The organism is Actinokineospora globicatena (assembly GCF_024171945.1).
GTDB classification, from domain to species: Bacteria; Actinomycetota; Actinomycetes; order Mycobacteriales; family Pseudonocardiaceae; genus Actinokineospora; species Actinokineospora globicatena.
This window is the reverse complement of sequence record NZ_JAMTCR010000002.1, coordinates 1,626,134-1,638,723: the sequence shown is the minus strand read 5'-3', so window position 1 is coordinate 1,638,723 and position 12,590 is coordinate 1,626,134. Positions and strand designations below refer to the sequence as shown.

Here is a 12,590-nt window from a genome sequence, read left to right as displayed (position 1 = left end):
ACCGCCCTCCCTCACCCACTCAGGTGTGGCCTGTGACACTGTGACACTCCCTCCCGCCACCCGCCCCCACGTCCCCGCCCGGCATCGTTCCCGGCTTGGCAGCGGACGGGCGCACGGCAGCACAGGATGGGCCGGTATCAGACACGCGACAAGGCCCGGGAGGGGTGCTCCCGGGCCTTGTGGGTACGAGCGGAGAACGGGTCGGCTCAGCCCCAGCGGTTGGCGTTCGCGCGCTCGGTGGCCTCGTAGTTCTCGCCGGACTGCTGCACCGCGACGGCGATGGAGGACAGGACCTGCTTGAGCTCGTCGTAGGCCTTGTCCCACTCGGCCTGCTTGGCGTTCCAGGCCTCGGAGGCGGCACCGGTGTACCCGGCGGCCAGGGGGGCGAGGCGCTGCTTCAGGTCGCCGAGCAGGGTCTCCAGCTGGCTGGAGGTCGACGCGAGCGACTGCGACGCGTTCGCGACCTCCGCGAAATTGACCTTGATGATGTCGCCGGACATTGGGTTTCTCCCTGGGAGTCGTCTAACAAGTACGGGGTGGGCCGGAAAGCACTACCGCGGAGAGGGGACTCAGCCGCCGAGGACGCTGGTGATGTTCGAGAGCGAGGAGGAGGACTCCTCTTCCTGGCGGACGTAGGCCGCGTTGCTCTCCTTGAGCTGCTGCGAGATCGCCTCGAGGGCGGTGTGCAGCTTGTTCGCGTCGTCGTTGTAGCGCTGCATCAGCGTGGCGAAGGCGCGGGCGGCGTTACCCGACCAGTTGTCGTGCAGCGGCTGCAGGGCGCTGCCCAGGCTCTTGAGGGAGTTCTGGCTCTCCTCGTTGACGTTGTCGACGTCAACAGCGGCCTTGGCCATCTCTTCTGGCGTGATTCCGTAACCGGACATTGGGAGAAACCCCCTGGCTTGTGGTTGGGTCGTACGCCTTCTTCGTTCGTACGCCGCTTACGACGAAGACCCTGCCAGGTTTGGTTCCCCCTCGGGGCGGGTTGGTTGTAGGTCGTTGCTCCCGTTAACGGTGTTCTCACTGAACCCGCAGGTCATGACCGGTTCCGCCGCCGCGAGAAGGCCGCGAGGAGTTCACAGGTGTGAATGATCGCCGCAGGTCAGCCGCCGTGCAGCAGGATCTGGTCCTGGGAGAAGTCGTCGTCGTCCGGTGGCGGCGGGGTCGAGCGCTCCGGCTCGGGCGGCGGCACCGTCGCCGCCTTGGCCGCCAACCGCTGGGTGTCGCGCCGGAACGCGGCACTGGTCTCGCGCGCCTCGGCGGACGCGCGCCGCGCCTGCGTGATCGCGGAGGCCACCTCGGCGCGGAACCTGGCCACCTGCTCGCCGAACCCTTCGCTCACCCGGCACCTCCTGCTCGCTGCTAGCCCTGCTTGACGGTGGTGGAGCGCACCACTGTCTCGCAAGCCTGCCGGACCCGGTCCCGGCCGTCCTCGGTGTACTGGCAGCCGATGCTGACCTGGTACCTGCCCGCCAGGACCACATACCACTCGACGGTAGCTCCCTGCTTGGCCAGGTGCTCCCGGTAGAACACGACGTCCCGCCCGCCGAAACTGGCGCTCTCGTCGTAATCGGAGACGTCCGGCTCGCGTTTGTCGTAATCGGAGCGCAGCCGTTCCAGTGCCCGTGCCCGGTCGGTCCCGCTGTCGAAAGCGAGTTCGCGTTCCTGGACGAGGACGAGGTCGTTGCCCTTCTCGGCACCGGTCGGCTTGATCTCGGTGCGCATGATCTCGGGGCTGCCCCCGGTCTGCGTCCAGCCGTCGGGCAGGGTGAAGCCGTAGTCGTAGCGGGAGATCGTGGTCGCCGCGGGGTCGTCGCCGTCGAGCGCGAGGAAGAGCCCGACACCACCGCCGACCACAGCGAGCAACAACCCGATCCCGACGTAGAGCCCGGTCTTGCCGCGCGCGGCCTTCACCGGTTTCGCCGGGGCGACCGGGAAGGCGACCGGCAGCGGGCCGGTGTTCGGTTGGGGCGGTTGGACTGGCAGCGGGCCGGTGCCCGGCTGGATGGCGGCGCGGGGCCCGGTCAGGTGCCCGGTGTGCGCGATGTCGGGGGACACCGCCCGCAGCGCGCCACGGGCGACGACGGTCTCGGGTTGGTCGAGCGTCACCGGCACGACCCCGGTGCGCTCCGCGACCAGCCGCGCCACCAACGGGATCCGGCTCGCGCCACCGACGAGGAAGATCCCGGACAGCTGCGCGGGCACCAGACCGGCGTCGCGCACGGCGGCGAGGGTCAGGTCGACGGCGGCCCCGATGGGCTCGGCGATCAACCGCTCGAGGTCGTCGCGGGTGATGTGCGCGTCCGGGAACGGCGACGGGAGCGGGATGTCGGCGTAGGTGTGCCGGGACAGGGTTTCCTTGGCGCCGCGCACGTCCTGGCGCAGCACCCGCCTGCGCCGCCGGTCGAGCAGGTCGCGGCCCTGCGTCAGCGCCTCCCACGCCTCGGGGTGGCCGACCACGCGGCCGAGGTGCTCCATCAGCAACTGGTCGACGTCGGCGCCGCCGAAGGACGGGTTCCCCTTGGTGGACAAGACAGTGAAGAGGGTGGTGTTCGGTTCCGTCCGAACAACGCTGACGTCGACGGTGCCGCCGCCGAGGTCGAGCACGGCCAGGATCCGACCGGGTCCGGGGAAGCTGGCCGCGTGGAACACCGCCGCCGCAACGGGTTCCGGCACCAGGTGGACCCGGTTCGCCAACCCGGTGGCGGCTTGCCGCAACACCTGCGTGCGCACACCACCCCAGTCGGCGGGGTGCGTCAACACCAGTTGGTCCACCGCCAGCCCACCAGCGACCCGCCGCGCCTCGGCGACAGCGCGCCCGAGCACCGCGCGGAACACCTGGGGCACCGGGATGACCAGGTCACCGAGGAGCAACTCCGCCTCGTCCACCCGAAGCTTCGGGTGCGGCTCAAACCTGGACGGGTCAAGAGCCGCCTGCCGCTCGGCCTCTTGACCGACGAACAACGTGCCGTCGGACCCGGCGTAAACCGCCGACGAGAGCAACGGCTGCCCGTCGACCACGACGACCTGCGGCTCGCGCCCCCGCACGGAGACCGCCACACAGGTGCTGGAGGTACCGAAGTCCACCGCGACCCGCAGCACGCGCGCCACCTCCCTGGCAGCAACAGCCACCCACCCCGGCGGTATGTCCAACGTCACCCTACGTGGCTGGCTCCGCATCGCTGCGGGTGAGGGGGTCTCTTGCCTTCGCTTCGCTGCGGTCGTCGGCTCGCCTGCGGCATTGCGGACTGGCGCGAGTTTCGAGCTTTGCTCGATGGGGCGCGGGGCGGCCAACGTCGTCAGCCGAACCTGACGACGTTGGCCCCCAACCGCCTGCCGACAACGTTGGCCCTCCGTCCGCAATGCCGAAGGCGAGCCGCCCCCCAATCACTCAGGCGAGATCCAAGCGATGTGCATGAGGGACTGGCCCACCTTGCGGCTGACCAGGGTGCCTCGGCCAGGCGGCATGGCGGAGGGTTTGACGGTGCCCAGGAGGGCGCCCTCGTCCTTGCTGCCGCTCATGACGACGCCGGGGCTGGCGATTTCGCGGAGCTTGCCGAGGACGGGGTCGAACATGGCGCGGCTGGCGCCGCCGGTGCGGCGGGCGGTGATGACGTGCAGGCCGACGTCCTTGGCCTGCGGGAGGAACTCGGCGATGGGCTGCAGCGGGTTGTTGCCCTGGGTGGCGACGAGGTCGTAGTCGTCGACGATGACGAACAGGTCGGGGCCCTTCCACCAGGAGCGGTTCTTGAGCTGCTCCTGGGTGACGTCGGGGCCGGGCAGCCGCTTGAGCATCGAGCCGCGGACGTCCTTGATCATGTCGCCGAGCTGGTTGGAGGACACCGCGTAGCCGAGCAGGTGGTCGGTGTTGACGAACCCGAGCATGGTGCGCCGGTAGTCGACCAGGATGATGACCGCTTCCTTGGGCGTGTAGCGGTCCATGATGCCGCGCACGATGGTGCGCAGCAGGTTCGTCTTGCCGGACTCGCCGTCGGCGAAGGCGATGAAGTGCGGCTCGGACTCCAGGTCGAGGTACACCGGGGCGAGGTCGTTCTCGTCGACGCCGATCGGGACGAGCTTGGAGTCGCGGCGCGGGTCCTGGGCGATGAGGTCCTCGTAGGGCAGCACCTCGGGCAGCAGCCGGACCTTGGGCGCGGTGCGGCCGCGCCAGGCGGCCTTGATCTTGGCGACCGCGTCCTGGACGCCGGTGGCGACGTCCTCGGCGTTGTTCGACCCGTCGATGCGCGGCAGGCCGGTGAGGAAGTGCAGCTTGTCGCGCGAGAGGCCGCGGCCGGGGCGACCGGCCGGGATGTTCACCGCGACCCGGCGGTCCACATCGGACTCCGACGGGTCGCCGAGGCGCAGCTCGAACCGGGTGCCGAGCAGGTCCTTGAGCGCGGGCCGGATCTCCGCCCAGCGGTTGGCCGCGACGATCACGTGGATGCCGAAGGACAGGCCCTGCGCGGCGAGGTTGACGACCTGCATCTCCAGCGCCTCGAACTCCTGGCGGAAGTTCAGCCAGCCGTCGACGATCAGGAACACGTCGCCGAACGGGTCGTCGGCGATCTCGCCGCGGCGCTTGCGGTTGCGGAAGTCGGTCATCGAGTCGATGCCCAGGTCGCGGAAGCGCTGCTCGCGCTCGGCGATCAGACCGGTGACCTCGGCGACCATCCGGCGCGCCTTGTCCGGGTCGATGCGGCCCGCGACGCCACCGACGTGCGGCAGCCCCTCGATCGAGCCGAGCGTGCCGCCACCGAGGTCGAGGCAGTAGAACTGGACCTCTTCGGCGGTGTGCGTCAACGCCATCGACATGACCAGGGTGCGCAACATCATGGACTTGCCCGACTGCGGGCCGCCCGCGATCGCGGCGTGCCCCGCGGCACCGGAGAAGTCGGCCCACAGCAGGTCGCGGCGCTGCTCGTACGGCTTGTCGACGATGCCGAGCGGGATCTGGAGCCTGCCGTTGCCGTAGAAGCCGACCGGGGAGAGCCCCCGGTCCTCGGTGGGTTGCAGCGGCGGGAACATCAGGTCGAGCGAGTCCGGTTTGTCCAGCGGTGGCAGCCACACCTCGTGCGCGTCCGGCCCCTGCTTCACCAGCCTGCCGACGATCACGTCCAGCTCGCTGGCCTCCTGGCCGCCCTCGGGCTTCTTCTCCTCGACGACCGGTTCGAGCGGCTTCTCCGGTTCCTTGGGGATCTCCACGTAGTCCGGCACGAACAGCTTCGCGCGCCGGTCACCGGTGACCGCGGCGACCGGGCCGACGGCCTGCATCCCGGTGGGGCGGTACGGGCCGGAGACGTACGCGGCCTTGAACCGCACCATGGTGCTGGTGTCGAACTTCAGGTAGCCGGAACCGGGGATCGACGGAAGCTCGAAGGCGTCCGGGACGCCGATCGCCGCGCGGGACTCGGCCGCGGAGAACGTCTTGAGGCCGATCCGGTAGGACAGGTGCGAGTCGAGACCGCGCAGCTTGCCCTCCTCCAGCCGCTGCGACGCGAGCAACATGTGCATCTGCAGCGAGCGGCCGAGTCGTCCGACCGCGACGAACAGGTCGATGAAGTCCGGCTTGGCGGACAACAGCTCGGAGAACTCGTCGACGACGATGAACAGCGCGGGCAGCGGATCGAGGTCGGCGCCGTTCTCGCGGGCCTTCTCGTACTCCCACACGTTCTTGAAGTTGCCGCCGTTCTTCAGCGCCTCTTGGCGCCGGTTCATCTCCCCGGCGAGCGCGTCCTTCATCCGGTCGACCAGCGTCAGGTCGCCCTGCAGGTTGGTGATCGTCGCGGCGACGTGCGGCGCGGAGCCGAGCCCGAGGAAGGTCGCGCCACCCTTGAAGTCGACCAGGATGAAGTTGAGCGTGGTCGACGAGTGCGTGGCGAGCATGCCGAGCACCAGCGTGCGCAGGAACTCGGACTTGCCGGAGCCGGTCGCGCCGATGCACAGGCCGTGCGGGCCCATGCCCTCCATGGCCGCTTCCTTGATGTCGAGTTCGACCGCCTGGCCGAACTCGCCGACGCCGAAGGGCACCCGGTAGCGGTCCCGGACCGGCCGGGGCCGCCACGCCTGCTGCACGTCGAAGGTCATCGGGTCGCCGGGGATGCCGAGCAGCTCCAGCAGCGTCGGGTTCGACAGCAGTGGCTCCTCGTCACCGGAGTCGGCGGCGGTGGCCGAGAGCCGGTACGGGGACAGCTTGCGCGCCAGCGCTTCCGCCTCGGCGACGCTGAGCGTGTCCGGGTCGGCGAACCACTCGACACCGGACGCGCTGCGGGCGCCGAGCCGGTCCTCCTCGACGACCAGGCGCAGGCCGCGCCGGGCGGTGAGGTTGCCCAGGCTCTCGGACAGGTCGACCAGCGTGACGCCGACCAGCCCCTCCTCCAGGATGATCTGCTCCTCGCGGGTGACCTCGCCGTCGTCGATGACGATCACCACGTGCGGCTGGTCGGGCTGCGGCGGGGCGTTGCGGGTGAACCGCTGCCGGTCGCGCAGCTCGTCGTCGAGCCAGGCCTCGATCTGGGCCAGCGAGCCCGCCATCATCCGCAGCTGGCCGATGCCGTCGACCAGGGTGGGGTGCTGGGCGTGCGGCAGCCACTTCGCCCATTCCCACTCCGCCTTGGCCTTGCCCGAGGTGACCACGGCGATGAGCACGTCGTCGGGGGTGTGGAAGGTGACCAGCTGGGCCAGCAGCGCGCGGGTCAGGCCGCGGGTGAGCGCCTTGTCGCCGGTGAGCCCGACGGCGGCGAACCCGCGCACGGCGACCTGGATGGGCAGGTCCGGCACGATCGAGTGGGCGCGGACGAACCGGCGCAGCGCCAGCGTCGCGATCGGCTCCAGCTCGTCGACCGGGCCGGTCTGCGGCGGCACGAGCCGGGTGGCCAGCCGCTGCGAGCCGCGGCCGACGCGCAGGTGGCAGAAGTCCGAGTCGGCCTGGCGGCGCTCCCACATCCGCCTGCTGGTGGCGATCGACCACAGCGCCTGCGGGTCGGGGTGGGTCCACTCCAGCGACGAGCGCTGGTCGAGCGCGGCCTCGCGGGCCCGGTCGCGCATCTGGCCGAGGTAGCGCAAGTAGTCCTTGCGGTCCTCGTTCATCTCGGCCTTCTTCTGGCCGCCACCGCGCCCGCCCATGCCGCCTGCCATCATCCCCACCGTCGACATCAGGAACATGCCGCCGAAGAGCAGCGAGGTGGGGTTGCGTCCGCCGATGACGAACATGAAGACCATCATCCCGATCGACGCCACGATCATGACGGCGGGCAGGATCTTCATCATGATGTTGCCCGGGATGACCCTGGGCACCTCGGGTGGCGGTTCGAGGTGGACCTCGCCGCCTGGCTGCCTCGGCGCGGCAAGGCGGGGCGAACGCTTGAACTGCAGCGTGCTCACCGGGGGGACACCTCTTCGTCTCGACGGGCGAGGGCGGTACTGGGAGAAACTACCGAACCACCCGGCCGCGCCGCGGTGGGAACGGGCAGCGCGGCACCGCGGGCGGCCACCGGGTGACCACGACCGTCGCGCATCCCACACCCCCTCGCACCCAGCCAGAACCCGATTCCGCCGAACCGGCGCGTCCCGGGATATCGGTGCGGCCATACTAGGACCGATTCCGGTCGCGCCGGGGTCGGTCCGAGCAGACCTGTGGACAACTCACGAGGGGGCGGGCAGTGGCAACCGGTACGACCGTGTTCAGCAGGGTGACCGTGGTCGCGCCGAGGACGCGCATCGACGTGGCACTCCCGGCCGACGTCTCGGTCGCCGACCTGCTGCCGATGCTGCTGGAGATGGCTGGTGAGACCACCCCGGACGGTGGCGCCCGGCACGGTGGCTGGTGCCTGGCCAAGCTGGGCGACAACCCGCTGGACCCGAGCCGCACGCTCGGGTCGCTCGGCGTCGTCGACGGCGACATGCTGCAGTTGCGCAAGCGCGCGGAGAACCCGCCACCACCGCTCTACGACGACGTGGTGGACGCCATCGCGGAGTCCACGCCGGACAGCTACCGACCGTGGACCAAGGAGACGGCGAACCGGATCGGCCACATCGCGGGCGCGCTGGCGCTGGTGACCGCGGCGTTCGCGGTGCTGATGGCCGGTCCGCTGTGGGGCGGCGGCAACCTCGGCCCGGCGATCGCGGGCGGGACCGGCGCGGTGGTCGCGGTGATCGTCGGCGCGGTGTTCGCCCGGGTCTACCAGGCGCGCACGACCGGTGTGCTGATCGCGGCCGCTGGTGGGCTGCCGCTGGCGTTCGTCAGCGGGTTGTCCATCGTGCCCGGTGAGCCGGGTCGGCCGAACCTGCTGCTGGCCTGCGCGCTGGTGCTCATCGTGTCGTCGGCGTCGATCATGGTGATCGGCGCGGGGATCACGACCTTCGTCGCCGCCGGGACCGCCGCCGCGCTGGGGGTGATCGCGTTCGCCGTGGCGACGCTGATCGCGCACCCCGCGGCCGGGATCGCGGCCGGGACGGTCGCTGTGGCGCTCGGCGCGTTGTCGGTGCTGCCCAGGTTGACCATCCAGCTGGCCCGCTTGCCGCTGCCGAACGTCCCCGGCAACGCCGAGGACCTGAAGGAAGACACCGGTTTCCCGGACTACCGCTCGATCGAGCGGCGCGCGGGGCTGGCGCACGAGTACATGACCGGCATGATCATCGGCTGCGGTTCCGCCGCCGCGATCGGCGCGATCGTCTCGGCGGGCGCACCGGGCGTGTGGGGCGTGCTGCTCGGTGTCGTGGGGACGCTGGTGCTGCTGCTGCGCGCGCGGACCTACGCCAACGGCAGCCAGGCCATCGCGTTGCTGGCGACCGGGATGCTCGGTGCCGTCGGCATCGTGCTCGGCTGGCTGTTCACCGCGGACACCTTCGGCAGGCTGCTGTGGGTGTTCGGCACCCTGGTCGTGCTCTCCGCCGGTGCGCTCGTGCTCGGCGTGGTGTTCCCCGAGCAGCGGTTCTCCCCGCCGCTGCGGCGGTCCGTGGAGATCATCGAGGCGATCTGCATCGCGGTGGTGCTCCCGATCGCGCTGGCGGTGATGGACCTGTACTCGACGCTGCGGCACACGAGCTTCTCATGAGGACGCCGACCAGGTTCGCCGTCGCGATCGGGGCGGCCGCGTTAGCCGTCGCGCTCCCGATCCCCGCGTCCGCACAGGACCAGTCCTCGGCGGCCCAGCCGACCAGCACGGCGAAACCCGCCCCGACGACGACGGCGGCCGACGAGAAGGCCAAGCGCATCGCGTCCATGGCCGAGCCGCCGCCGCTGCCCGCCGACTTCCCGGTGCCCAGCGGCTCCGACCCGGACACCGTGTACGCGTTGAAGAGCAACTGCATCGGGTCGCTGAGCCAGGGCACCACGGACCTGAAGAACAAGCCGTGGGGCCAGTCGCAGCTGCGCTTCGACGACCTGCACCAGTTCGCCACCGGCAAGGGCGTGCTGGTCGCGGTGATCGACACCGGCGTGCGCGCGCACCCGTACTTCGGCGGTCGCGTGCAGCCCGGCGGCGACTTCGTGGTCAAGGACAAGCAGGGCCTCGAGGACTGCGACGGGCACGGCACCGAGGTCGCCGGGATCATCGCGGCGAACCCGCCCGCCAGCAGCGACATCGGCTTCCGCGGCATCGCGCCAGAGGCGCGGATCCTGACCATCCGGCAGTCGAGCGCGAACTACAAGGGCAACCGGGTCACCGCGGCCCGGCCCGAGGGCGAGGAGTTGCAGGCGGGCACCCTGGAGACCCTGGCCAAGGCCGTGGTGCTGGCCGCCGACCAGGGCGCGCGGGTGATCAACATGTCGGTGGACAACTGCCGCGCGGTGGCGGAGGGCCCGATCAGCCCCGCCGAGAAGCAGCTGCAGGCCGCGCTGCGCTACGCCTACGAGCAGAAGGACGTCGTCCTCGTCGCCTCGGCGGGCAACACCGGCGAGAAGGGCTGCCCGGACCAGCGCAACGGCATCGACCCGTACAAGCCGACGCACATCGTGACCCCGCCGTGGTTCGCCGACTACGTGATCTCGGTGGCCGCCATGTCGCGCAACGGCGACCCGGCGTCGTTCTCGGTGCAGGGCCCGTGGGTCACCGTGGCCGCCCCCGGCACCGACATCATCTCGCTCGACCCGGCCACCGACGGCCTGGCGAACCTGCAGGTGCTCAACAACGGCGACCAGACCTCCATCCAGGGCACCAGTTTCGCCGCGCCCTACGTCGCAGGCCTCGCCGCGCTGATCCGCGAGCGGTTCCCCAACCTCAAGGCGTCCCAGGTCGCCGACCGGATCAAGCTGACCGCCTCGCACCCGGCCGCGCCGGGCGGGCGGGACAACCTGGTCGGCCACGGCATGATCAACCCGATCGGCGCGCTCACCACGCTGATCCCCGGCGAGCAGGGCGTCGCCGACGACGCGGCGCTCGACGTGAAGGCCGTGCTGCCCGCCCCGGAGATCAAGAACTGGGCGCCGACCCAGGTCGCGTTGATCGGCTCGGCCGGTGGCGTGCTGCTGTTGCTGCTGACGCTGTTCGTGGTGCACACGGCCCGCCGCAACCGCCATGGCGCGCAGCGGGAGGCGCGCGGCTCGGCATAAGGGTTGTCCTCGTCACCAGTTCGAGTTCGATTCCGCACCGGTGCGGAATCCCTTGCCCTGGTTGGTCATACCCTCCGCTTTGGCCCACGTGTGGGACGACGGGAGGTGCTGTGGCTCGCCGACCGCGGATCCGCCCGATCGCCCCGCCGAGGTGGCGACCGGAGAGGTCCACCTCCGTGTTCATCTGGCCCATAGCGGGTGCGTTGCTGGTGGCCGCCGTCCTGTTGCGCGCCCCCGAACCGGCTCCTGGTCACGCGGCCCCACCCGCCGCGACCACGCAGACAGCCTTACCGCCGAAGCACGCCGGAGAGCCAATCCCCGCGACTACCGCAGTCGACGACCTCCGCCGCGCGCGGGTCGGCGCGTGCTTCCAAGACCTGAGCACCGGACCGTCACACGACTTCACGTTGGCCGATTGCGCTGACGGCACCTACGAACTCTTACGACGGCTACCCGCCTCAGCGGAGAGCGAAGCGTGCTGGGCGGACGACCGCGCGAACTGGTTGCTGCGGTCGGGAGATTCGACCCTGTGCCTGCGGTACCGCTATCCGAACGGGACAGGCAACCTGGCGGTCGGCTCGTGTGTCATACCGACAGCCGCAGGCGACGCCATCCCCGGCAGGTGCAAACCCGGCGGCTTCACCGTCTCCGCCAAGCACTACGGCACAACCAACGGCGACAAGTGCGGCAAGGACATCCCGAGCATCCACACCCACCCCACGCGCTCGGAACTCAGCGTCGTCCTGTGCCTGCGGCCAATCCCGGCCTAGCCGATTCCGGATAGGTCGATCCAGGTCTAGCCGATCCCGGTTTAGTCGTCGCCGATGACCGGTGGGGAGGATTTGGTCGGTTTGCCGAAGATCTCCTCCGGGTCGCCGGTGACGCGGGTGCGGCGCTTGTGTTCGGAGTCGCTTCCGCCTGCCATGCCGCCGCCCATGCCCATGGGCATGCCGCCGCCCATCATGCCGCCGGTGCCGCCTGCCTTGCCGCCTCCGCCTGCCGCGCCGCCCGCTCCGGACATGCCGCCCGCCGGCTGGCTCGGCACGGCCTCACCGGTGGTGACGTAACCGCCCGGGCCGAGTGGCGTGGACGGTGTGCCGCTGAGTCCGCTGCCACCGCCGCCGAAGCCACCGAGGCCGCCCCCGCCGAGACCCGACGAGCCGAGGCCGCTGGAGATCGGCGCGGACGACGGGATGGACGTGGTGGGGCTGCTCGGCACGGTCACCGTCGGCACCTCGGGTACCGCCCAGTTCTCCGCCGGGAAGGTGTGCGCCATGGTGATCGGCTCGAAGACCTTGGAGCCGTCGAGCCCGTCGCACAGCCGGACCAGGGCGTCGAGGATCTGCCGGACGGCCTCGAAGAGCTGGCGGGTCGGCCGGTTCATCGAGTCGACGTACTGGCGGCTGCGGTCCTCGCCCCGGCCGGGCTGGGCCATCGCCTGGGAGGTGTTGTGCGCGACCTCGGCGAGCAGCCCGGCCATCTCGGTGACGATCTCGCGCAGGCCGTCGGCGGTCAGGTCGAGCACCTCGCCCATGGCGATCATCGCGTCGGACATGTCGTTGCCCGCGAGGCCGACCCGGTTCATGTACTCGATGAACGAGTCCGCGTCCGCGCCCTGCCACGCCGCGTCGAGCCCGCCGAGCGGCTTGGTCAGCTCGGTGACCACGACCTCGGAGTACGCCCCGACCGCGCGCCAGCGGCCCGCCTCGGCGTGCAGCTCGCTCCACCGCCCGACCACCGGCGCGAAGTACTCCTCGACCGGGTCGGCGATGCCGAGCTGGCGGCACAGCCTGCTCAGGAAGTCCAGGTAGGTCGCGAAGTTCGACTGCAGGTCCGGCCCGTCCAGGCCGCCCTGCGCGGGCACCGCCGGTGCGGCGGAGGCGAGTTCCGGTTGCCCCCACGCCGGTTCCGCTGCCGCGCGGTCCTGCGGGTCGGCGGTGGCCAGCGCCGCCTCCCGCGGTGGCGTCGGCTGCCAGTCGTCGGTGGTGCTGACCACCGGCGCCCAGTCCCAGCTGTCGTCCTCGTCCGCTCGCCGCGTCATCGC

9 protein-coding genes are annotated in these 12,590 nt (G+C 70.9%); 3 read left to right on the top strand and 6 right to left on the bottom strand.

Annotated features, from left to right (window positions below):
* Positions 1–206: 206 nt before the first annotated feature.
* The 5 genes from LV79_RS07990 to eccCa form a co-directional block, all read right to left on the bottom strand.
* Positions 207–500, bottom strand: a complete 294-nt coding sequence (locus tag LV79_RS07990; RefSeq protein ID WP_092777732.1) for a WXG100 family type VII secretion target — start codon at positions 498–500, stop codon at positions 207–209.
* 69 nt (positions 501–569) lie between these two features.
* Positions 570–881, bottom strand: a complete 312-nt coding sequence (locus LV79_RS07985; RefSeq protein ID WP_092777730.1) for a WXG100 family type VII secretion target — start codon at positions 879–881, stop codon at positions 570–572.
* 218 nt (positions 882–1,099) lie between these two features.
* Positions 1,100–1,339 carry a hypothetical protein gene (locus LV79_RS07980; protein ID WP_253833689.1) on the bottom strand — a complete coding sequence of 80 codons (240 nt, stop codon included), beginning with the start codon at positions 1,337–1,339 and terminating at the stop codon, positions 1,100–1,102.
* Positions 1,340–1,359: 20 nt separating this feature from the next.
* Positions 1,360–3,099 carry a type VII secretion-associated protein gene (locus LV79_RS07975; RefSeq protein WP_253833688.1) on the bottom strand — a complete coding sequence of 580 codons (1,740 nt, stop codon included), beginning with the start codon at positions 3,097–3,099 and terminating at the stop codon, positions 1,360–1,362.
* A gap of 285 nt (positions 3,100–3,384) precedes the next feature.
* Positions 3,385–7,377 carry a type VII secretion protein EccCa gene (gene eccCa, locus LV79_RS07970; protein ID WP_253833685.1) on the bottom strand — a complete coding sequence of 1,331 codons (3,993 nt, stop codon included), beginning with the start codon at positions 7,375–7,377 and terminating at the stop codon, positions 3,385–3,387.
* Between the two features lie 278 nt (positions 7,378–7,655).
* Between eccCa and eccD the strand changes: the two genes are divergently transcribed.
* From eccD to LV79_RS07955, 3 genes are all read left to right on the top strand, one after another.
* On the top strand, positions 7,656–9,050 hold the full coding sequence (eccD, locus tag LV79_RS07965; RefSeq protein WP_253833674.1) for a type VII secretion integral membrane protein EccD: 1,395 nt from the start codon (positions 7,656–7,658) through the stop codon (positions 9,048–9,050).
* Complete coding sequence (gene mycP / locus LV79_RS07960; protein WP_253833661.1) at positions 9,047–10,546, top strand: type VII secretion-associated serine protease mycosin; 1,500 nt, start codon at positions 9,047–9,049, stop codon at positions 10,544–10,546. Before eccD ends, mycP begins: the two co-directional genes overlap by 4 nt.
* Before the next feature lie 176 nt (positions 10,547–10,722).
* Positions 10,723–11,316: a hypothetical protein gene (locus LV79_RS07955; RefSeq protein ID WP_253833650.1), complete on the top strand. Its 594-nt coding sequence runs from the start codon at positions 10,723–10,725 to the stop codon at positions 11,314–11,316.
* Positions 11,317–11,357: 41 nt separating this feature from the next.
* Here LV79_RS07955 and LV79_RS07950 read toward each other — a convergent pair whose 3' ends face one another.
* Entirely contained in the window at positions 11,358–12,587 is a 1,230-nt protein-coding gene (locus LV79_RS07950; protein ID WP_253833648.1) for a WXG100 family type VII secretion target, read from the bottom strand.
* Positions 12,588–12,590: the final 3 nt, after the last annotated feature.